The sequence below is a fragment of the Paracoccus jeotgali genome (assembly GCF_002865605.1).
Classification (GTDB): domain Bacteria; phylum Pseudomonadota; class Alphaproteobacteria; order Rhodobacterales; family Rhodobacteraceae; genus Paracoccus; species Paracoccus jeotgali.
On the sequence record NZ_CP025583.1, the window covers coordinates 695174 to 715046 of the forward strand.

Annotated in this window: 21 protein-coding genes and 3 pseudogenes; all 24 read left to right on the forward strand. The window is 68.6% G+C overall.

All coding sequences use genetic code 11. From position 1 onward, the window contains the following. Window positions 1-170 precede the first annotated feature (170 nt). The 24 genes and pseudogenes from CYR75_RS03515 to CYR75_RS03630 all read left to right on the forward strand — a co-directional run bounded on the left by CYR75_RS03515 (window position 171) and on the right by CYR75_RS03630 (window position 19864). Window positions 171-1331, forward strand: coding sequence for an isovaleryl-CoA dehydrogenase (locus CYR75_RS03515; RefSeq protein WP_101498866.1), 1161 nt, complete (start codon window positions 171-173; stop codon window positions 1329-1331). Beyond that, window positions 1328-2932 (forward strand): carboxyl transferase domain-containing protein, encoded by a 1605-nt coding sequence (locus CYR75_RS03520; protein WP_101498867.1) that lies wholly within the window; start codon window positions 1328-1330, stop codon window positions 2930-2932. Before CYR75_RS03515 ends, CYR75_RS03520 begins: the two co-directional genes overlap by 4 nt. Window positions 2933-2983: 51 nt before the next feature. Further along, on the forward strand, window positions 2984-3283 hold the full coding sequence (locus CYR75_RS03525) for a hypothetical protein (protein WP_101498868.1): 300 nt from the start codon (window positions 2984-2986) through the stop codon (window positions 3281-3283). A 66-nt stretch (window positions 3284-3349) separates the two neighbouring features. Further along, window positions 3350-5278, forward strand: a complete 1929-nt coding sequence (locus CYR75_RS03530; protein WP_101498869.1) for an acetyl-CoA carboxylase biotin carboxylase subunit — start codon at window positions 3350-3352, stop codon at window positions 5276-5278. A 108-nt stretch (window positions 5279-5386) separates the two neighbouring features. Next, entirely contained in the window at window positions 5387-6253 is an 867-nt protein-coding gene (locus tag CYR75_RS03535; RefSeq protein ID WP_101498870.1) for a hydroxymethylglutaryl-CoA lyase, read from the forward strand. Beyond that, on the forward strand, window positions 6250-7047 hold the full coding sequence (locus tag CYR75_RS03540; RefSeq protein WP_101498871.1) for a crotonase/enoyl-CoA hydratase family protein: 798 nt from the start codon (window positions 6250-6252) through the stop codon (window positions 7045-7047). The genes CYR75_RS03535 and CYR75_RS03540 overlap by 4 nt, the downstream gene beginning before the upstream one ends. A 114-nt stretch (window positions 7048-7161) precedes the next feature. Continuing rightward, on the forward strand, window positions 7162-8424 hold the full coding sequence (gene fabF / locus CYR75_RS03545) for a beta-ketoacyl-ACP synthase II (protein WP_101498872.1): 1263 nt from the start codon (window positions 7162-7164) through the stop codon (window positions 8422-8424). Beyond that, the gene (gene mltG / locus CYR75_RS03550) at window positions 8424-9596 is read left to right on the forward strand and encodes an endolytic transglycosylase MltG (RefSeq protein ID WP_101498873.1); all 1173 of its coding nucleotides are present in this window, start codon (window positions 8424-8426) and stop codon (window positions 9594-9596) included. The genes fabF and mltG overlap by 1 nt, the downstream gene beginning before the upstream one ends. A gap of 292 nt (window positions 9597-9888) precedes the next feature. Further along, on the forward strand, window positions 9889-10254 hold the full coding sequence (locus CYR75_RS03555) for a permease (RefSeq protein WP_158644564.1): 366 nt from the start codon (window positions 9889-9891) through the stop codon (window positions 10252-10254). Then, a pseudogene (locus tag CYR75_RS03560) lies at window positions 10205-11551 on the forward strand (DNA-packaging protein). Before CYR75_RS03555 ends, CYR75_RS03560 begins: the two are co-directional and overlap by 50 nt. A gap of 78 nt (window positions 11552-11629) precedes the next feature. Further along, the gene (locus tag CYR75_RS03565) at window positions 11630-12823 is read left to right on the forward strand and encodes a phage portal protein (RefSeq protein WP_101498875.1); all 1194 of its coding nucleotides are present in this window, start codon (window positions 11630-11632) and stop codon (window positions 12821-12823) included. Window position 12824: 1 nt separating this feature from the next. Then, on the forward strand, window positions 12825-13055 hold the full coding sequence (locus tag CYR75_RS03570) for a GTA head formation protein, RCAP_rcc01685 family (protein ID WP_101498876.1): 231 nt from the start codon (window positions 12825-12827) through the stop codon (window positions 13053-13055). 3 nt (window positions 13056-13058) lie between these two features. Further along, window positions 13059-13593, forward strand: a pseudogene (locus tag CYR75_RS03575) (HK97 family phage prohead protease). Between the two features lie 88 nt (window positions 13594-13681). Continuing rightward, complete coding sequence (locus CYR75_RS03580; protein WP_101500850.1) at window positions 13682-14848, forward strand: phage major capsid protein; 1167 nt, start codon at window positions 13682-13684, stop codon at window positions 14846-14848. Window positions 14849-14986: 138 nt separating this feature from the next. Then, window positions 14987-15589, forward strand: coding sequence for a head-tail connector protein (locus tag CYR75_RS03585; RefSeq protein ID WP_101500851.1), 603 nt, complete (start codon window positions 14987-14989; stop codon window positions 15587-15589). Continuing rightward, a complete protein-coding gene (locus CYR75_RS03590; protein ID WP_101498877.1) occupies window positions 15589-15924 on the forward strand; it encodes a head-tail adaptor protein in 336 nt (111 codons plus the stop codon). Before CYR75_RS03585 ends, CYR75_RS03590 begins: the two co-directional genes overlap by 1 nt. Then, the gene (locus CYR75_RS03595; protein WP_101498878.1) at window positions 15921-16340 is read left to right on the forward strand and encodes a DUF3168 domain-containing protein; all 420 of its coding nucleotides are present in this window, start codon (window positions 15921-15923) and stop codon (window positions 16338-16340) included. Before CYR75_RS03590 ends, CYR75_RS03595 begins: the two co-directional genes overlap by 4 nt. Before the next feature lie 10 nt (window positions 16341-16350). Continuing rightward, a pseudogene (locus CYR75_RS03600) lies at window positions 16351-16763 on the forward strand (phage major tail protein, TP901-1 family). Further along, window positions 16763-17080 (forward strand): gene transfer agent family protein, encoded by a 318-nt coding sequence (locus tag CYR75_RS03605; protein WP_101498879.1) that lies wholly within the window; start codon window positions 16763-16765, stop codon window positions 17078-17080. The pseudogene CYR75_RS03600 and the gene CYR75_RS03605 overlap by 1 nt, the downstream one beginning before the upstream one ends. After that, window positions 17077-17304 carry a rcc01693 family protein gene (locus CYR75_RS03610; RefSeq protein WP_101498880.1) on the forward strand — a complete coding sequence of 76 codons (228 nt, stop codon included), beginning with the start codon at window positions 17077-17079 and terminating at the stop codon, window positions 17302-17304. Before CYR75_RS03605 ends, CYR75_RS03610 begins: the two co-directional genes overlap by 4 nt. Next, window positions 17282-17941 carry a phage tail tape measure protein gene (locus CYR75_RS03615; protein ID WP_101498881.1) on the forward strand — a complete coding sequence of 220 codons (660 nt, stop codon included), beginning with the start codon at window positions 17282-17284 and terminating at the stop codon, window positions 17939-17941. The genes CYR75_RS03610 and CYR75_RS03615 overlap by 23 nt, the downstream gene beginning before the upstream one ends. Before the next feature lie 3 nt (window positions 17942-17944). After that, window positions 17945-18577 carry a DUF2460 domain-containing protein gene (locus CYR75_RS03620; protein WP_101498882.1) on the forward strand — a complete coding sequence of 211 codons (633 nt, stop codon included), beginning with the start codon at window positions 17945-17947 and terminating at the stop codon, window positions 18575-18577. Further along, the gene (locus tag CYR75_RS03625) at window positions 18574-19452 is read left to right on the forward strand and encodes a DUF2163 domain-containing protein (protein ID WP_101498883.1); all 879 of its coding nucleotides are present in this window, start codon (window positions 18574-18576) and stop codon (window positions 19450-19452) included. Before CYR75_RS03620 ends, CYR75_RS03625 begins: the two co-directional genes overlap by 4 nt. Further along, complete coding sequence (locus CYR75_RS03630; RefSeq protein ID WP_101498884.1) at window positions 19439-19864, forward strand: C40 family peptidase; 426 nt, start codon at window positions 19439-19441, stop codon at window positions 19862-19864. Before CYR75_RS03625 ends, CYR75_RS03630 begins: the two co-directional genes overlap by 14 nt. Window positions 19865-19873: the final 9 nt, after the last annotated feature.

Here is a 19873-nt window from a genome sequence, read left to right on the forward strand (position 1 = left end):
CAGGCTGGGTGAATGGTGAAGATCAGCAGGCGACGCCAACCCTCATCGCGCCGCACCAGCGCCCGCACCGATCTCGCCGCGCCACCCCATCTTTCTGTTGACGCGCCGCCATGTCTTCCCGCATATTTCCGGTTAAATGAACGGGCGTTCAAATAACGGGAGATGGCCGCATGTTCACGCATGGCATGGAATTCGACCTGGGCGAGGATATCGCGGCGCTGCGCGAGATGGTGCAGCGATTTGCGCGGGATCGCGTCAGCCCCATCGCGGCTGATGTCGACCGCGACAATGTCTTTCCCCACCACCTCTGGCGCGAGATGGGAGAGCTGGGGCTGCTGGGCATCACCGTCCCCGAGGAATATGGCGGCAGCGGCATGGGTTATCTGGCCCACACCGTCGCGACCGAAGAGATCGCGCGGGCCAGCGCCAGCGTCAGCCTGTCCTATGGGGCGCACTCCAACCTCTGCGTCAACCAGCTCAAGCTGAACGGGACCGAGGCGCAAAAGCGGAAATACCTGCCGAAGCTCTGCTCGGGCGAGCATGTGGGCGCGCTGGCGATGTCGGAAGAGGGGGCGGGCTCGGACGTCGTCGGGATGAAGCTGCGGGCGGAAAAGCGCGACGGGGTCTATGTCCTCAACGGCGCGAAATACTGGATCACCAACGCGCCGCAGGCCGATACGCTGGTCGTCTATGCCAAGACCGACCCCGAGGCGGGATCGAAGGGCATCACCGCCTTCATCGTCGAGAAGGGGATGAAGGGCTTCACCCAGGGGCCGCATTTCGACAAGCTGGGGATGCGCGGCTCGGACACGGGCGAGCTGATCTTTGAGAATTGCGAGGTGCCGGACGAAAACGTGCTGGGGACCGAGGGCAAGGGCGTGCGGGTGCTGATGTCGGGCCTCGATTACGAACGCGTCGTGCTGTCGGGGATCGGCACCGGGATCATGGCCGCCTGTCTGGACGAGGTCGTGCCCTATTGCCGCGACCGCCGCCAGTTCGGCCAGCCGATCGGGGATTTCCAGCTGATGCAGGCCAAGATCGCCGATATGTATGTCGCGATGAACACCGCCAAGGCCTATGTCTACGAGGTCGCAAAGGCCTGCAACCGGGGCGCGGTGACGCGTCAGGACGCGGCGGGGGCGGTGCTTTACGCCTCGGAACAGGCGATGGTGCAGTCCCATCAGGCGGTGCAGGCGCTGGGCGGGGCGGGGTTCCTGAATGACAGCGTGGTCAGCCGGCTGTTCCGCGACGCCAAGCTGATGGAGATCGGCGCCGGCACCAGCGAGATCCGCCGCATGCTGATCGGCCGCGAATTGATGGCCAAGGCATGAAGCTGACCTCGTCCATTCCGACCGGCTCGGAAAGCTTTCGCGCCAACCGCGCCGCGCATCTGGACCTGCTGGCCGATATCCGCGCCGCCGCCGATGCGGTGCTGGCGGGCGGCGGTGCGGCGGCGATGGAACGCCACGTCGCCCGCGGCAAGATGCCCCCGCGCGAGCGGGTGGCCAATCTGCTCGACCCCGGCAGCCCGTTTCTGGAAATCGGGACCACGGCCGCGCATGGCATGTATGACGGCGCGGCGCCGGGGGCCGGCGTCATCGCGGGCGTCGGGCGGGTGCATGGGCAGGACGTCATGGTCGTGGCCAATGACGCGACCGTCAAGGGCGGCACCTATTACCCGATGACGGTCAAGAAGCATCTGCGCGCGCAGGAAATCGCCGAGCAATGCCATCTGCCCTGCGTCTATCTGGTCGATTCGGGCGGGGCGAACCTGCCGCAGCAGGACGAGGTCTTTCCCGACCGCGACCATTTCGGGCGCATCTTCTACAATCAGGCGCAGATGAGCGCCAAGGGCATCCCGCAGATCGCCGTGGTCATGGGCTCGTGCACGGCGGGCGGCGCCTATGTCCCGGCCATGTCGGACGTCACCATCATCGTGCGCGATCAGGGCACGATCTTTCTGGCCGGGCCCCCTCTGGTCAAGGCCGCGACGGGCGAGGTCGTCAGCGCCGAGGATCTGGGCGGCGGCGATGTCCACACGCGCCTGTCCGGCGTCGCGGATTATCTGGCCGAGGATGACGCCCATGCGCTGGCCATGGCGCGGCGCGCGGTCGCGGGGCTGAACCGGCGGATGCCGGACACCGTGGTCTGGCAGTCACCGGAAGACCCCGCGCTTGACCCCGATGAGATCCTGGGCGTGGTGCCCGCCGATCTGCGCACGCCCTATGACATCCGCGAGGTGATCGCCCGCGTCGTCGATGGCAGCCGCTTCGACGAGTTCAAGGCGCGCTTCGGCGAGACGCTGGTGACCGGATTCGCCCATGTCGCGGGCTGCCCGGTCGGCATCGTCGCAAATAACGGCGTGCTGTTTTCCGAAGCCGCGCAGAAGGGCGCGCATTTCATCGAGCTGTGCAGCCAGCGCAACATCCCGCTGGTGTTTCTGCAGAACATCACCGGCTTCATGGTCGGGCGGAAATACGAAAACGAAGGCATCGCGCGGCACGGGGCCAAGATGGTCACCGCCGTCGCCACGACCAATGTGCCCAAGATCACAATGCTGGTCGGCGGCAGCTTCGGCGCGGGGAATTACGGCATGGCCGGGCGCGCCTACGGCCCGCGCTTCCTGTGGACCTGGCCCAACAGCCGCATCTCGGTCATGGGCGGCGAGCAGGCGGCGGGGGTGCTGGCCACCGTCCGCCGCGACGGGATCGAGCGCAAGGGCGGCAGCTGGTCGGCCGAGGACGAGGCCGAGTTCAAGCGCCCCACCATCGAGATGTTCGACCGTCAGAGCCACCCGCTTTATGCCAGCGCGCGGCTGTGGGATGACGGCGTCATCGACCCTCGCAAGACGCGCGACGTGCTGGCATTGTCGCTGCGGGCCAGCCTGAACGCGCCGATCGAGCCGACGCGCTTTGGCGTGTTCCGCATGTAGCGTGGGTGCGGGACGCGGAAACGAGAAGATGAACCAGAACAGGGATCTGACATGATCGAGACGACCATTTCGCACATCGCAGTCGGCCTTTACGCCGGTGAGCCGACCATCGCGGTCGTCATCCGCGCCAATGGCGAGCGGCCCCGGGCCGGGGCGCGGTTCCATCTGGCCGGGCGCGATTGGCAGGTGCGCGGCGTCGGCAACAGCCGCCCCTATGACGAGAGCCCCGACGAGGCCGCCGAATCGGGGTTGGTCGCGCTGATCGTGGACGACGCCGAGGGTTTGCTGGAACAGCAGCAGGCGCTGGCCGGCCAGACCCTGCAGATCCACCCGGCCCAGCAATCGCTGTGACCCGCCGCCTCTTGTCCTGAAATCGTCCCTTGTCCTGAAATCGCCCCCTGTCCTGAAGGAGCCGGCATGTTCCAGAAGATCCTGATCGCCAATCGCGGTGAGATCGCCTGCCGCGTCATCGACAGTTGCCGCAGGCTGGGCGTGGCCACGGTCGCGGTGTTTTCGGATGCCGACCGCGCCGCGCGACATGTCGCCATGGCCGACGAGGCCGTGCATCTGGGCGGCCCCGCACCTGCCGACAGCTATCTGCGCGGCGATGTGATCATCCAGGCGGCGCTGGATTGCGGCGCGCAGGCGATCCATCCGGGCTACGGTTTTCTGTCCGAGAACCCCGATTTCGTCGAGGCGGTCGAGGCGGCGGGGCTGGTCTTTATCGGCCCCTCGGCCAGCGCGATCCGGGCCATGGGGCTGAAGGACGCGGCCAAGGCGCTGATGGAAAAGGCGGGCGTGCCGGTGGTGCCCGGCTATCACGGCGACAATCAGGATGCGGGGTTTCTGGCCGCGCAGGCAGGCTCGATCGGCTATCCGGTGCTGATCAAGGCGGTGGCGGGCGGCGGCGGCAAGGGGATGCGGCGCGTCGACCGGGCCACCGATTTCAACGACGCGCTCGAATCGGCGCGGTCCGAAGCGCAGAACGCCTTCGGCAATCCCGCTGTGCTGATCGAGAAATACATCCTGCGCCCCCGCCATATCGAGGTGCAGGTCTTTGGCGACGGCACCCGCGCGGTGCATCTGTTCGAACGCGACTGCTCGCTGCAGCGTCGCCACCAGAAGGTGATCGAGGAAGCGCCCGCCCCCGGCATGACCCCCACCATGCGCGAGATCATGGGCCGCGCCGCCACCCGCGCCGCCGAGGCCATCGGCTACAAGGGGGCGGGCACCATCGAGTTCATCGTCGATGGCAGCCACGGCCTGCGGCCCGACGGGTTCTGGTTCATGGAGATGAACACCCGCCTGCAGGTCGAACATCCGGTGACCGAGGCCATCACCGGCATCGATCTGGTCGAATGGCAGTTGCGTGTCGCCTCGGGCGAGGCGCTGCCCGCGCAGCAGGATGACCTGACCATCCACGGCCACGCCTTCGAGGCGCGGCTTTATGCCGAGGATGTGCCGGCGGGCTTTCTGCCCGCGACCGGCCGCCTCGCGCATCTGGAGTTTCCGCAGCAGGCGCGGATCGAAACCGGCGTGCGGTCGGGCGACACGATCAGCCCGTGGTATGACCCGATGATGGCCAAACTGGTCTGCTGGGGCCCGACTCGGGCCATTGCGCTGGGCTCGCTGGAACGGGCTTTGGTCGATACCGAGGTCGCCGGGGCGGTGACGAATCTCGATTTCCTGACCGCGCTGACCCGGCATGAGGGTTTTCGTGCGGGCGATGTCGATACCGGCCTGATCGAGCGTGATCTGGACGCGCTGATCGGTGATACCGGCCCCGACAGCGCGACGCTGGCGCTGGCGGTGATCGGGCTGGCGGGCCTTGCCGATCCGCAGACGCGGGGCGGCATGACGCTGTGGCAACCGCTGCGCCGCACCATCGCCTGGGAGGGCGGCGAGGCCATGCTCGAGGTGCAGGGGCCGGGGGCTGCCTGCGTGACCATCGACGGGCAGCGCCACGAGGTGCGCTGGCAGGGGGATCGCTGGTGGGTCGATGGCGCGCTGCGCCGCGACCGGATCGTGCATCACGATGCCGGGGTCAGCGTCTTCGGCAACCGCAACGCGACCTTGACCCCGCTCGATCCGCTGGCGCGCAGCGGTGCGGTGGCGGGCACCGGGCTGACGCTGTCGCCGATGCCGGGGCTGGTGAAATCGGTGCATGTGACCGAGGGCCAGCAGGTCAGTGCGGGCGACCGGCTGGCGGTGCTCGAGGCGATGAAGATGGAACACAGTCTGACCGCCGCCCGCGACGGCGTGGTGGCCGAGGTGCTGGCGCGCCCCGGCGATCAGGTCGAGGCCGGCGCGGCGCTGATCCGGCTGGAAGAGGCCGACGAGGAATAACAGGCGCGGTCGCGTCCGTCGCAGGCTGCTGCGACAGGCATTGCGGGCAAGGCTGATCAAGGCTCGGCGCTGCGGTTGCGCGCGGCGCGGAACAGGCGGAGAGAAGGCATGAACAGCGTCGAAATCTTCGAGATGGGGCCGCGCGACGGGCTGCAGAACGAAAAGCGCCTGATCGCGACGGCGGACAAGATCGCGCTGGTCGACATGCTGTCGCAGGCCGGGTTCCGCCGGATCGAGGTCACCAGCTTCGTCAGCCCGAAATGGGTGCCGCAGATGGCCGACGCGGCCGAGGTTCTGGCCGGCATTCACCGCGCCCAAGGCGTGCGTTATGCCGCGCTGACGCCCAATCTGCGCGGCTATGAGGCGGCACGGGCGGCGCAGGCGGATGAGGTCGCGATCTTCACTTCTGCCTCGGAAGGGTTTGCGCGGGCCAATCTGAATGCCAGCATCGACGAAAGCTTCGAGCGTTTCGCGCCCCTGATGGCGCAGGCGCAGCAGGACGGGATGCGGGTGCGCGGCTATGTCAGCGTGGTCACGGATTGCCCCTTTGACGGGCCGGTGCCGCCCGCCGATGTGGCGCGCGTGGCCGAGCGGTTGCTGGCGCTGGGCTGCTACGAGATCAGCCTTGGCGACACCATCGGGCAGGGCCGGCCCGAAAGCGTGGACGCCATGCTGGCGGCGGTTTTGGACCATGTCCCGGCCGAGCGGCTGGCCGGGCATTACCACGACACCGCCGGTCGGGCATTGCAGAATATCGACGTGTCGCTGGAACGCGGGCTTCGGGTCTTTGATGCGGCCGTGGCGGGACTTGGCGGCTGCCCCTATGCGCCGGGCGCGGCCGGGAATGTCGCGACAGAACGTGTGGCCGCCCATCTGGCGCAAGCCGGCTATCACACCGGGCTCGACCCGGCGGCCATCGCGCGGGCGGCGGAATTCGCGCGCACACTGCGCAGCAACGGGGATGGGAACGCATGACGGCAGATCAGGACTTCGAGACGCTGCGGCTGCAGGATGACGGGCGCGGGGTCGTGCATCTGGTGCTGTCGCGGGCGGAAAAGCACAACGCGCTGTCGGCGGCGATGCTGGCCGATCTGACCCGCGCGGCGGAACGTCTGGGGCAGGACGACAGCGTGCGCGTGGTCGTGCTCGCCGCCGACGGGCCAAGCTTCTGCGCGGGCGGCGATCTGGGCTGGATGCGGCAGCAGATCGCCGCCGATGCCGAGACGCGGCGGCAGGGCGCGCGGCAGCTTGCGATGATGCTGATGGCGCTGAACACGCTGCCCAAGCCGCTGATCGGGCGCGTGCATGGCAATGCCTTTGGCGGCGGCGTGGGGATGATGGCGGTCTGCGATACCGTCGTCGCCGCACGTGGGGCGTGGTTCGGGCTGACCGAGACGCGGCTGGGGCTGATCCCGGCCACCATCGGGCCCTATGTGCTGGCCCGTATGGGCGAGGACAAGGCGCGGCGGGTCTTCATGTCCGGTCGGCTGTTCGACGTGGACGAGGCCGAGCGGCTGAACCTGGTCGCGCGGGTGGTCGAGCCGGACGATCTGGACGCCGCCGTCGCCGAAGAGGTCGCGCCCTATCTGCGCTGCGCCCCCGGCGCGGTGGCCGAGGCCAAGCGGCTGGCCCGGACGCTGGGGCCGCCCATCGACGAGGCCGCGATCGAGCACAGCATCGACCGGCTGATCGCGATGTGGGAGGGCGACGAGGCGCCTGAGGGCATCGCCGCCTTTTTCGAGCGTCGCAAGCCGCGCTGGCAGGAATAGCCGCCGGTCGCTGGGCGGGCCGTTGCTGAGTGCCCGACGCGCCCTTCGGGGCAGCGTTGCGCGGCGCGGCGGGGCCGTGTATCACGACGCGAACGAAGCGGAAGGGATACGTGCATGCGCAGAGTTGTCGTCACCGGGTTGGGAATGGTCACGCCGCTGGCGTCGGGGGTCGAGGAAACTTGGTCCCGGCTGCTTGACGGCCAATCCGGCGCCGGGCCGATCACGCGCTTTGACGCCAGCGATGTCACCACGAAATACGCCTGCGAAGTCCCCTTTGGCGATGGCAGCGACGGCAGCTTCAACCCCGACGACTGGATGGAGCCGAAGGACCGGCGCAAGGTCGATGATTTCATCCTGTATGGCATGGCGGCGGCGGTTCAGGCCGTCACCGATGCCGGGCTGACCGATACCTCGGACGAGGAAAAGCTGCGGACCGGGGTGATGATCGGTTCGGGCATCGGCGGGCTGACCTCGATTGCCGATACCGCCGTGCTGATCAAGGAAAAGGGGCCGAAGCGGGTCTCGCCCTTCTTCATTCCGGGGGCGCTGATCAACCTGATCTCGGGTCAGGTCTCAATCCGCTTCGGCTTCAAGGGGCCGAACCATGCGGTCGTCACGGCCTGTTCGACCGGCGCGCATGCCATTGGCGATGCGGCGCGGCTGATCATGCTGGGCGACGCCGATGTCATGGTCGCGGGCGGTGCGGAATCGCCCATCAGCGAGATCGGAATCGCCGGCTTCAACGCCTGCAAGGCGCTGTCGACGCATTTCGCCGACGATCCCAAGGCCGCCAGCCGTCCCTATGACCGCGACCGTGATGGCTTTGTCATGGGCGAGGGCGCGGGCGTCGTCGTGCTGGAAGAGCTGGAGCACGCCCGCGCGCGCGGCGCCCACATCTATGCCGAGGTGCTGGGTTACGGGCTGTCGGGCGACGCCTATCACATCACCGCGCCGGCCGAGAATGGCGAGGGCGGGTTCCGCGCCATGCAGAACGCGCTGCGCAATACCGGGCTGACGCCGGAGGATATCGACTACGTCAACGCGCATGGCACCTCGACCATGGCCGACACCATCGAACTGGGTGCGGTCGAGCGGTTGCTGGGCGATCACGCCAGCAATGTCACCATGTCCTCGACCAAGTCGAGCATCGGGCATCTGCTGGGGGCGGCGGGCGCGGTCGAGGCGATCTTTTGCGTGCTGGCGCTGCGCGACCAGATCGCGCCGCCGACGATCAACTTGGACAATCCGGCGGTCGAGCCAAAGCTGGATCTTGCCGCCAATGCCGCCGTGCGGCGCAAGATCGACGTGGCGCTGTCCAACAGCTTCGGCTTTGGCGGGACCAATGCCTGCCTGATCATCGGGCAGGTTCGCGACTGATGTGGCGCAACATCGCCTCGACCTTTCTGACGCTGCTGCTGTTCGTTCTGATCGTGGCGGCGGGGATGCTGGCATGGGGGCGGGCGCAATATACGGGGGCCGGTCCCGCGCAGGTGGCGCAATGCGTGCAGGTCGCGCGCGGCGCCAGCCTGTCGGCGGTCAGCAAGACGCTGAAGGAACAGGGGGCGATTTCGAACTCATATATTTTCCGGGCCGGGGCCGATGCGGCGGGCAAGGCGCGGGATCTGAAGTTTGGCTCGTATCTGGTGCCGCCGGGGGCGAGCATGGAAGACATCGTCGCGGTCATCACCGCCGGCGGGCCGTCCACCTGCGGGACCGAAGTGATCTATCGCGTCGGTGTGCGCGCCGATTCGGTGGTGTTGCGCGACATCAACCCCGAGACCGGCGTCTATGAAGAGCGGGTGAAATACGATCCGGTCACCGAACAGCCGCATGACGCCGTGCTGCGGGCCGAGAACCAGCCCGATGCCCGCCTGCGCGTTGTCGTCGCCGAGGGTGTGACCAGCTGGCAGGTGGCCGAGGGGCTGAAACGCGCCAATTTCCTGAGCGGCGAGATCGACACGGTCCCCCCCGAGGGGATGCTCGCGCCCGACAGCTATGAGGTGCAGAAGGGCGCCGACCGCGAAGCGATCCTGGCCGATATGGAGAAGCGCCAGCAGGCGATCCTGCAGGCGGCGTGGGAAAGCCGACCGTTCGGGCTGCCCTATCAGACGCCGGAGGAGGCGCTGATCATGGCCTCGATCGTCGAAAAGGAAACCGGCATCGCCGAGGAGCGCGCCGATGTGGCCAGCGTCTTCGTCAACCGGCTGGAGCAGGGGATGCGCCTGCAGACCGACCCGACGGTGATCTATGGCGTCACCGAGGGCAAGGGCGTGCTGGATCGCGGGTTGCGCCGGTCGGAACTGGACCGCAAGACCGACTGGAACACCTATCAGATCGACGGGCTGCCTAGGACGCCCATCGCCAACCCCGGCAAGGCGGCCATCGAGGCCGCGCTGAACCCGGCGGCGACGGAGTACCTGTACTTTGTCGCGGATGGCTCTGGCGGGCACCAATTCTCGCGCACGCTGGAAGAGCATAACGCCGCCGTTGCACGCTGGCGCCAGATCGAGGCGGATCAGAGCGCGCCGCAGCCGCCGACCGGGGGCTGAGCGGCGCGCCTCGCATAGGCTGTGATTCTGCGATTCGTGGCGTGACGTGTTGCGGAAATCGGCCCTATGCAACAGCGTGCGGCTGGGGTGTTGCGTGCAGTAAGGCGCTGTTATCCTTGGTAAAGCAGCGGCAAACATCACACGTCAGGGTTTAGCGATTGACTTGGCGAACGGCCCAGGGTAGAAGGTATTCATGCTGGGAGAAATGGGCAAGCGGCCGGGTCACTGACCCCGGGCCGCTTTTTTCGTTTCTCGGCTCGTGCGGACAGATCACGAGGCGGGGCATGGCTGAATGACAATGACATTCGATCCGGGGTCGTTTGAACCGGGGGCCGAACAGGTCGGGGCGCAGGTGACGCGCCACGATCCGATCGAGACCATAGAGATCGCAAGCGGCGTCTTTCGGGACGCCGCCGAAGACATGGAGCGGCTGCGGCGCAAGCTGCGGGCCGGTGATCTGGGCGAGCTGAAGGACGCCGCCGCCATGGCGCGCAGCCTGCGCAACGCGACGCAGCAGATGATCGAGGAAAGGAACAAGGTTGACAAACTTCGCAAGGAAATTGCCGGAGGGGTCGGGGACGGCTGTTTCGACCTTGACGCCGCCCGCGATGAAATCGGGCGCCGCCTGGCTTGCCTCCGCCGCGCCGAGGGAGGTTGACGCGTTCCTGGCCGGCCTGAGCGACAATGCGCTGGCGAGCCTGCCGTGGATCTTCGAGTTCTGGGCGCTGCCGCATCAGCTGCCGCCGCGTGGCGACTGGAAAAGCTGGGTCATCATGGGCGGACGGGGCGCGGGCAAGACGCGTGCCGGGGCCGAATGGGTGCGCCGCAAGGTCGAGGGGGCGACACCGCAGGCGCGGGGGGAATGCTCGCGGGTGGCGCTGATCGGCGAGACCTTCGATCAGGCCCGCGAGGTGATGGTGATGGGCGACAGCGGGATTCTGGCCTACTCGCCCCCCGACCGGCGTCCGGTGTGGGAGGCGTCGCGGCGCAGGCTGGTCTGGCCCAATGGCGCGACCGCGACGGTCTATTCCGCCCATGAGCCAGAGGCGCTGCGCGGGCCGCAATTCGACGTGGCCTGAGTGGACGAACTGGCCAAGTGGAAGAAGGCCGAGGACAGCTGGGACATGCTGCAATTCGCGCTGCGTCTGGGCAGCCATCCGCAGCAGGTCGTGACCACCACGCCGCGCAATGTCGAGGTGCTGAAACGCATCCTGCGCAGCGCCTCTACGGTGACGACGCAGGCGCCGACCGATGCCAACCGCGCCTATCTGGCCGAGAGCTTTCTGGCCGAGGTCGAAGCGCGTTACGGCGGCACCCGGCTAGGCCGGCAAGAGCTGGAGGGCGTGCTGCTGGAGGATGTCGAGGGTGCGCTGTGGACCTCGGCCATGGTCGAGGCGGCACGGGTCGACCGGCTGCCGGATCTGGACCGGATCGTGGTCGCCATCGACCCGGCGGTCAGCGGGGCCGAGGGGTCGGACGAATGCGGGATCGTCGTCGCCGGCGTGGTGACGCAGGGGCCGCCCAAAAATTGGCGGGCCTATGTGATCGAGGATGCCAGCCTGCGCGGCAGTCCCAGCGACTGGGCGCGCGGCGCCATTGCGGCGATGGATCGCCACAAGGCCGAGAAGCTGGTGGCCGAGGTCAACCAGGGCGGCGATCTGATCGAAAGCGTGCTGCGCCAGCTTGATCCGCTGGTGCCCTTCCGGGGGCTGCGGGCCTCGCGCGGGAAGGCGCTGCGGGCAGAGCCGGTGGCGGCGCTGTATGAGCAGGGCCGGGTGAAGCATCTGCGCGGGCCGTCGCTGGGCGCGCTGGAAGATCAGATGTGCCGGATGAGCCTGCGCGGCTATGAGGGGCGCGGCTCTCCCGACCGGGTCGATGCGCTGGTCTGGGCGATCCACGAGCTGATGATCGAGCCGGCAAGCGGCTTTCGACAGCCGCAGATGCGCAGCCTGTGACGCTGACGGATATCGAGGAAAACCGGGGGCCGCCAATTCGGGCGGCCCTTTTCTTTTCGACAGGAACGGAGGCGAGGCATGGCGTTTCGTTTGTTTTCCCGGTCGCCGCAGGGCGCGCCGGTCATCGAGGGAAAGGCCAGCGCCAGCGGCCGGGTGGCGGCGCTTGCGGCCGGATACGGGCGCTCGGTCTGGTCGGCGCGCGACACCGGCAGCCTGACCCGCGGCGGGTTCATCGCCAACCCGGTCGGGTTCCGGGCCGTGCGGCTGATCTGCGAGGCGGCGGCGGCGGTGCCGCTGATCTGCCAGGATCGCGAGCAGCGCTATGACACCCATCCGGTGCTGGACCTGCTGCGCCGGCCGAATCCGGGGCAGGGCCGGGCCGAGCTGTTCGAGGCGCTGTTCGGCCAGATCCTGCTGAGCGGGAACGGCTATCTGGAAGCCGTCGGCGTCAGCGGCGAGGGGCTGCCGGCGGAACTGCACGTGCTGCGATCCGACCGGATGAGCGTGGTGCCGGGCGAGGATGGCTGGCCGGTGGCGTTCGAATATGCGGTGGGCGGGCACAAGCACCGTTTCGACATGCGCGGCAGCCCCGATCCGATCTGCCATATCCGCAGCTTCCACCCGACCGACGATCATTACGGGCTGTCGCCCTTGCAGGCGGCGGCGGTGGCGGTCGATGTCCACAACAGCGCCTCGGCCTGGTCCAAGGCGCTGCTGGACAATGCCGCGCGGCCCTCGGGCGCGATCATCTACAAGGGGCCGGACGGGCATGGCAACCTGTCGGCCGAGCAATATGAGCGTCTGGTCGTCGAGATGGAGACGCATCACCAGGGCGCGCGCAATGCCGGGCGCCCGGTGCTGCTGGAAGGCGGGCTGGACTGGAAGCCGATGGGGTTCTCGCCCTCGGACATGGAGTTTCACGAGACCAAGCTGTCGGCGGCGCGCGAGATCGCGCAGGCCTTCGGGGTGCCGCCGATGCTGATCGGCATCCCCGGCGACGCCACCTATGCCAATTACGCCGAGGCGCATCGGGCCTTTTACCGCCTGACCGTCCTGCCGCTGGCCAGCCGGGTCGCGGCGGCGGTGGCGTGGTTCCTGTCCGAGCATCTGGGCGCCGAGGTCGATCTGCGCCCCGACGCCGATCAGGTCCCGGCGCTGGCGGCGGAACGCGAGCAGCTGTGGGCGCGGGTGGGCGCGGCGAGCTTTCTGACCGACGCCGAGAAGCGCGCCGCGCTGGGCCTGCCGCCACTGGGCGATGACGGGACCGCCTGAGATGGAAGGCTCTCGCTTTGTCGACGGCTATGACCCGCATCACCACCGTTTCGAGGCACAGGAGCGTGTCATGGCATTGCAGTTCGGCGCGGTGGACAAGCGGCTTGAGCGGATCGAGGCCCTGATCGAGGGGCTGGAAAAGCGGCTGTGGATGACGGTTTACGGCGTCGTCGCCGTGATCCTGTCGCAGGCCGTGCAGTCGATCCTGGAATTTGCACCGAAAGGAGGCTGACCGATGGAGAGCGGTCTGGAGTTGAAATTTGCCGGGGGCAAGCCGGTGATGACCGAGGGTTCGGTCATCGAAGGCTATGCCAGCCGCTTCGGCCTGGCCGATCAGGGCGGGGACGTGGTGACGCGGGGCGCGTTCGCCGCCTCGCTGAAGCGGGTCGCGGGGGGGGGACAAGGTTCGGATGCTGTGGCAGCACGATCCGACCCGCCCCATCGGGGTCTGGGACGAAATCCGCGAGGACGAGACCGGGCTGTGGGTGCGCGGCAGGCTGCTGCCCGACGTGGCGCTGGCCCGCGAGGCGGCGACGCTGATCGAGGCCGGGGCCATTGACGGGCTGTCCATCGGCTATCGCACGCTGCGTGCCCACAAGGACGACCGCGGCCGCCGCCTGCTGACCGAGGTCGAGCTGTGGGAGGTGTCGCTGGTCACCTTCCCGATGCTGCCCGAGGCCAAGCTGGGCCGCAAGGGGCGGGACGACGAGCCCGAGCATGACGAACTCGCCGCGGCGCTGGTCGCTGCGACGGAGGCCCTGCGCGGCTGAGCCGCGGGGGCAGGGGTTCGGGTCGGGCCTGCCGTGGCGCCCGATCCGGCAACGGGCCTTGGCCCATTTCATCCACGAGGAGACGCTGATGACCGAGGTCACATCCGGGGACGCGACCGCGCCCGCGCCCGGCGAGCTGAAGGGTGCGCTGCTGGGGTTCGTGAACGAACTCCGCACGTTCCGCGACGACATTCAGAAGAAACTGAACACACAGGATGAACGCATGAGCATGTTCGAACGCAAGACCGCCTTCCGCGCCCGCAGCCCGCTGTCGACCGAGGCCAACCCCGCCGCCCCGCATCAGAAAGCGTTCAACGCCTATCTGCGCCGCGGCGACGAGACCGGGATGCGCAGCCTCGCCATCGAGGAGAAAAGCCTGACCACCGCCGACAACGCCTTCATCGCCTCGCCGCAACTGGCCGAGAGCGTGCAGAACGTGCTGAGCAATGCCGGCTCGCTGCGGGCGCTGGCCAATGTCGTGCAGGTCGAGGCCGCCACCTATGAGGCGCTGATCGACTCGGACGATCTGGTCACCGGCTGGGCGAGCGAGACGGCGGCCGCAGAGACCGCGCCCGCGCATATCGAGCGCATCCAGATCGCGCTGCACGAGCTGTCGGCCATGCCGCGCGCCAGCCAGCGCCTGCTGGACGATGCCGCCTTTGACATCGAAACCTGGCTGGCCGGGCGCATCGCCGAGAAATTCGCCCGCGCCGAGGCCGCGTCCTTCCTGATGGGCGACGGCATCAACAAGCCGCGCGGCCTGCTGCGCCAGACGCTGGACATGACGGGCAAGGGCGACATCCGCCGGATCGGCGCCATCAAGACCGGCGCGGCGGGCGGCTTCGCGGCCAATAACGGCGCCAGCGTGCTGATCGACCTGGTCTATGCGCTGCCGGCCGGGCATCGCGCCAATGCGGCCTTCATCATGAGCTCGAAAACCGCGGCCGCGGTTCGCAAGCTGAAGGATGGCGATGGCCGCTTCATCTGGGCCGACAGCCTGGCGGCGGGCGAGCCGGCGCGGCTGCTGGGCTATCCGGTGATGCTGTCCGAGGACATGCCCGAGATCGAGGCCGACAGCGTCTCGATCGCCTTCGGCGACTTCAAGGCCGCCTATACCATCGTCGAGCGTCCCGAGCTGCGCGTGCTGCGTGACCCCTTCTCGGTCAAGCCGCATGTGCTGTTCTACGCCACCAAGCGCGTCGGTGGCGGGCTGGTCGATGGACGTGCCGTCAAGGTCCTGCGGTTCGGCGCCTGATCCCAGGCCGTCGAGGGTCGCGCCGGCCGTCGCTCCGCCGGTTCAGCAACTGTCCGCGCACGCCCGGAAACGGCGTGCCGGCGCGGCTTTTTCCTGTGAATGCGGGCCTATGGGTCCAGCCTGGACGGGGGGTTCGGGATGATACTTGTCGAAGAAACGACGCTGGCCGATGCGGCGCTGCCGGTGGCCGAGTTGCGCGCGTATCTGCGGCTGGGCACTGGCTTTGATCTTGCGGATGACGGTGACGAAAACCGCGCGCTGGCGGGGTTTCTGCGCGCGGCCATGGCCACCATCGAGGGGCGGACCGGCAAGGTGCTGCTGCGCCGCGACTATCGTCTGGTGCTGCAGGACTGGCGCGATCCATGCGGCCAGCCCTTGCCGATGGCGCCGGTGGGCCGGGTCGATGCGGTCCAGATCGAGGCCGCCGATGGCAGCCTGCGGACCCTGCCGCCCGACAGCTGGCGGCTGGTCGAGGATGTGATGCGCCCGCTGATCCGCCCGCGCGGCCCGGCCCTGCCCGAGGTGCCCGATGGCGGCAGCGCAGTCATCCGCTTTACCGCCGGTTTCGCGGATGACTGGGCGCTGGTGCCCGCCGATCTGGCGCAGGCGGTGCTGATGCTGGCCGCGCGCTATTACGAGGATCGCGGCCAAGAGGCCGGGCGTGCCCTGCCGATGGGGGTCAGCGCCTTGATCGAGCGCTGGCGCGCGGTCCGGGTTCTGGCCGGACGGGGGGCGCGCTGATGGTGCCGCCACGTCTGACCGTGCCCCTGATCCTGGAAACGCGCGAGCGTCAGCCCGACGGGATGGGCGGGCATAGCGTGCAATGGGTGGCGCTGGGGCAGGTCTTCGCCGCGATGAAGGCCGGGCGCGGCGCGATGCGGGGCGCCGAGGCCGGGCCGGAGAGCGTCGCCGGCTGGACGATCACGCTGCGCGGCTTTGCGGCCGGCGACCCGCGCCGGCCCCGGCCGGGGCAGCGGTTGCGGATGGGCACGCGGCTGTTCCGGATCGAATCCGTCGCCGAGGCGGACGCCGCCGGCCGCTATGTGCAGGTCATTGCCGAGGAGGAACTGGCATGAGCTATCAGGCTTCGGTCGCGCTGCAGGGTGCGGTCTATCAATGCCTGCGGTCCGATGCGGCGCTGGGGGTGCTGGTCGGGGACGCGATCTTTGACGCGCTGCCGGTGGATGCGCCAGCCGGCGTCTATGTCTCGCTTGGCCCCGAGGATGCGCGGGGCTTCGCCGACAGCACCGGTGCCACGACGCGGCATGATTTCGTTGTCTCGGTCCTGGCCGGCAGCGATGACAGCGCCGGGTTTCGCGCCGTCAAACAGGCCGCCGTGGCCGTCAGCACGGCGCTGGAAGGCGCCGAGCTTGTCACCGATGCGGGTCGGCTCGCCGGCCTGTGGTTTCTGCGCGCCCGCGCCAAGCGGGTCGAAAATGGCGCCGGACGACGGGTCGATCTGACCTTTCGCGCGCTGATGGATCTGGCCTGAGGAGGCAAACATGGCGGTTCAAAACGGACGCGATCTGTTGATCAAGATGGACATGACCGGGGCAGGCGAGTTCGAGACCGTGGCCGGTCTGCGGGCAACCCGGATCGGCTTCAACGCCGAAAGCATCGATGTCACCAGCCTGGAAAGCGAAGGCCGCTGGCGCGAACTGCTCGCCGGGGCGGGGTGCGCTCGGCCTCGATCTCGGGGTCGGGGGTGTTTCGCGACGCGGTGACCGATGGCCGGGCGCGGCAGGTGTTTTTCGACGGCGAGGTGCCGCGCTGCCAGGTCATCATCCCCGATTTCGGCATTGTCGAGGGGCCGTTTCAGATCACCTCGCTGGAATATGCAGGCAGCCATAACGGCGAGGCGACCTATGAGATCGCACTCGCCAGCGCAGGTGCGCTGAGCTTTCTGGCGCTGTGATGGTCAACCCGATGCGTGGTGAGGTCCAGGTTACGCTGGACGGGGTGCCGCATGCCGCGCGGCTGACGCTGGGCGCGCTGGCAGAGTTGGAGGCGGCGCTGCAGACCGGCTCGCTGGTCGAACTGGCGGCGCGGTTCGAGGAGGGGCGGTTCTCGGCCCGCGACGTGATCGCGGTGATCGAGGCGGGGTTGCGCGGTGGCGGTTGGCGCGGTGCGCGCGAGGCGCTGCTGGCCGCCGATGTCGCGGGCGGGCCGATCGGTGCGGCGCGGGCAGCCGGCATGCTGCTGGCGCGGGCCTTCGCGCTGCCCCCGGCATGAGCGGCGGGCTGGACTGGCCCGGCCTGATGCGCGCGGGCCTTGCCGGTTTGCGCCTGACGCCGGACCAGTTCTGGCAGCTGACCCCGGCGGAACTGGCGCTGATGCTGGGGATCGAACCCGATGCGGCCCCGATGAGCCGGTCGCGGCTGGAGGCGCTGAGCCGCCTGTGGCCCGACCGCCCCCCGAGCAAGGAGACGGAAGATGGCGGACCGGAACGGATTTGACCGCGACAGCGACATGCTGGAGCAGGAATACGACAAGTCCTCGCAAATGACGGCGGTGCTGTCGGCGGAGTTGGGTCGGATGCAGCAGTCGATGCTGCTGACCAGCCGCGAGGCCGACAGCTTTGCCAATGGCATGACCAGCGGGCTGAAACGGGCCTTTGACGGGCTGATCTTTGACGGCATGAAGCTGAGCGACGCGCTGACCGGCATTGCCCGCAGCATGTCCGACACGGCCTATTCGATCGCGATGAAGCCGATCAAGGACGCGGTCTCGGCGGCGCTGTCGCAGTCGCTGGGCGGCGGGGCGGGCGGTGAGCCGCTGCCGTTTGCCAAGGGCGGGGCGTTTGCCCAGGGTCGGGTCACGGCCTTTGCCAAGGGCGGCGTCGTCTCGCAGCCCACGCATTTTCACATGCGCGGCGGGACCGGGCTGATGGGCGAGGCCGGGCCAGAGGCGATCATGCCGCTGACGCGGGGCGCCGATGGGCGGCTGGGGGTCGCGGCGGCGGGCGGCACTTCGCGGCCGGTCAGCGTCAACATCACCGTCAACACGCCCGATGTGGCGGGGTTTGCCCGGTCGCAAAGCCAGATCGCCGCGCAGATGGGCCGGCTGCTGGCGCGCGGCCAGCGAAATATGTGAGGCATCATGTTCCACGAGATCAGATTTCCGGCCAACCTTTCCTTCGGGTCGGTCGGCGGGCCCGAGCGGCGGACCGAGATCGTCACGCTGACCAACGGCCACGAGGAGCGCAACACCCCCTGGGCCCATTCGCGGCGCCATTACGATGCCGGGCTGGGGCTGCGCTCGCTGGACGACATCGCGGCGCTGATCGCGTTTTTCGAGGGGCGGGGCGGGCAGCTGCACGGCTTTCGCTGGAAGGACTGGGCCGATTACAAAAGCTGCGCGCCGAGCCGCGCGCCAGAGTTCACCGACCAGCAGATCGGGGTCGGCGACGGCCGGTTGCAGCAGTTCCAGCTGTGCAAGGCCTACGCCTCGGGGCCGGGGCGCTATTTCCGGCCGATCCTGAAGCCGGTGCTGGGCACGGTGCTGCTGGGCGTGGGCGGCGAGCCGCAGCGCGAGGGGCTGGATTTCCACGTCGACCCGGCGACCGGCATCATCAGCCTGACCACCGCCGCCGGACCGGGGGCCGAGATCACGGCGGGGTTCGAATTCGACGTCCCGGTCCGCTTCGACACCGACCGGATCGCGGTCTCGGTCGCGTCGTTTCAGGCGGGCGACATGCCGCAGGTTCCGGTGATCGAGGTGCGGCCATGACGACGACGGGCATGGCGCGCGCCTGGGCGATCACGCGCAAGGATGGCGTGGTTCTGGGCTTCACCGACCACGATGGCGAGTTGCGCTTCGCCGGGGTGGTGTTCCGTCCCCGCGCCGGTCTGACGGCGCAGGCAGTGGTTCAGGGCGCGGGGCTGTCGGTCGACAATACCGAGGCCGTGGGTGCCCTGTCGGATGAGGCGATCACCGAACGCGACATCCTGGCCGGCCGCTGGGACGGGGCGGAGCTGCGGCAATGGGATGTGGACTGGCAGGCGCCGGACCAGCACCGGCTGGTGTTTCGCGGGCATCTGGGCGAGGTCTCGCGCAGCGGCGGTGCCTTCAAGGCCGAGCTGCGCGGGCTGGCCGAGGCGCTGAACCGGCCGATGGGGCGGGTGTTCCATCCGCGCTGTTCAGCCGTGTTGGGCGATGGCGCCTGCAAGGTCGATCTGACGCGGCCGGGGCTGACGGGCGAGGGGCATGTCGTTTCGGTCGAGGGCGGTCGGCTGCGGCTGGGCGGGCTTGAGGGGTTCTCTGATCGGTGGTTCGAGCGGGGGATGCTGCGTCTGACCTCTGGCGCGGCCGAGGGGTTGTCGGGGCATGTCAAGAACGACCGGGCGCTGCCGCAGGGCCAGCGCGAGGTCGATCTGTGGACCCAGACCGGCATCCTGCCTGCGCCGGGCGACCGGGTGAAGCTGATCGCGGGCTGTGACAAGGCGGCGGAGACCTGTCGGTTGAAGTTCAACAACTATCTGAACTTTCGCGGCTTTCCGCATCTGCCGCAAGAGGATTGGCTGATGGCGCCGGGCAAGGAGAGCGGTCGCTCCGAAGAGATCCTGCGCAAGTTCCGCGAGGGGGGTGGCATTGTCGAGGTCTGACGTCGTCCACATCGCCCGCGCCTGGATCGGCACGCCCTATGTCCATCAGGCGAGTGTCCGGGGCGCGGGCGCCGATTGCCTGGGCCTGATCCGGGGCATCTGGCGCGAGTTGCATGGGTGCGAGCCCGAGGCCGCGCCGGCCTATACGCCCGATTGGGGCGAGTATGACGGGGCCGAGCTGCTGCTGGCCGGCGCCCGGCGCAACCTGCTGCCTGATAATGAGGCCGACGAGCTAGGGCAGGTGCTGCTGTTCCGGATGCGCAGCGGCGCGGTGGCCAAGCATCTGGGCATCGTCTCGGCCGTCGGCGCACGGCCCGCCTTCATCCACGCCTATGACCGCCACGGCGTCACCGAAAGCCCGCTTTCGACGCCGTGGCGCCAGCGGATCGCCGCGCGCTTCCGCTTTCCCTGACCACGCAAG

Bases quoted from the DNA above. Each gene is read 5' to 3' on its own strand.
- CYR75_RS03595 (WP_101498878.1), top strand. From the start codon at position 15,921: ATGAGCTATCAGGCTTCGGTCGCGCTGCAGGGTGCGGTCTATCAATGC.
- CYR75_RS03555 (WP_158644564.1), top strand. From the start codon at position 9,889: ATGACAATGACATTCGATCCGGGGTCGTTTGAACCGGGGGCCGAACAG.
- CYR75_RS03590 (WP_101498877.1), top strand. From the start codon at position 15,589: ATGGTGCCGCCACGTCTGACCGTGCCCCTGATCCTGGAAACGCGCGAG.
- CYR75_RS03615 (WP_101498881.1), top strand. From the start codon at position 17,282: ATGGCGGACCGGAACGGATTTGACCGCGACAGCGACATGCTGGAGCAG.
- CYR75_RS03530 (WP_101498869.1), top strand. From the start codon at position 3,350: ATGTTCCAGAAGATCCTGATCGCCAATCGCGGTGAGATCGCCTGCCGC.
- mltG (WP_101498873.1), top strand. From the start codon at position 8,424: ATGTGGCGCAACATCGCCTCGACCTTTCTGACGCTGCTGCTGTTCGTT.
- CYR75_RS03625 (WP_101498883.1), top strand. From the start codon at position 18,574: ATGACGACGACGGGCATGGCGCGCGCCTGGGCGATCACGCGCAAGGAT.
- CYR75_RS03515 (WP_101498866.1), top strand. From the start codon at position 171: ATGTTCACGCATGGCATGGAATTCGACCTGGGCGAGGATATCGCGGCG.
- CYR75_RS03610 (WP_101498880.1), top strand. From the start codon at position 17,077: ATGAGCGGCGGGCTGGACTGGCCCGGCCTGATGCGCGCGGGCCTTGCC.
- CYR75_RS03570 (WP_101498876.1), top strand. From the start codon at position 12,825: ATGGAAGGCTCTCGCTTTGTCGACGGCTATGACCCGCATCACCACCGT.
- CYR75_RS03580 (WP_101500850.1), top strand. From the start codon at position 13,682: ATGACCGAGGTCACATCCGGGGACGCGACCGCGCCCGCGCCCGGCGAG.
- CYR75_RS03605 (WP_101498879.1), top strand. From the start codon at position 16,763: ATGGTCAACCCGATGCGTGGTGAGGTCCAGGTTACGCTGGACGGGGTG.
- CYR75_RS03520 (WP_101498867.1), top strand. From the start codon at position 1,328: ATGAAGCTGACCTCGTCCATTCCGACCGGCTCGGAAAGCTTTCGCGCC.
- fabF (WP_101498872.1), top strand. From the start codon at position 7,162: ATGCGCAGAGTTGTCGTCACCGGGTTGGGAATGGTCACGCCGCTGGCG.
- CYR75_RS03565 (WP_101498875.1), top strand. From the start codon at position 11,630: ATGGCGTTTCGTTTGTTTTCCCGGTCGCCGCAGGGCGCGCCGGTCATC.
- CYR75_RS03525 (WP_101498868.1), top strand. From the start codon at position 2,984: ATGATCGAGACGACCATTTCGCACATCGCAGTCGGCCTTTACGCCGGT.
- CYR75_RS03540 (WP_101498871.1), top strand. From the start codon at position 6,250: ATGACGGCAGATCAGGACTTCGAGACGCTGCGGCTGCAGGATGACGGG.
- CYR75_RS03535 (WP_101498870.1), top strand. From the start codon at position 5,387: ATGAACAGCGTCGAAATCTTCGAGATGGGGCCGCGCGACGGGCTGCAG.
- CYR75_RS03585 (WP_101500851.1), top strand. From the start codon at position 14,987: ATGATACTTGTCGAAGAAACGACGCTGGCCGATGCGGCGCTGCCGGTG.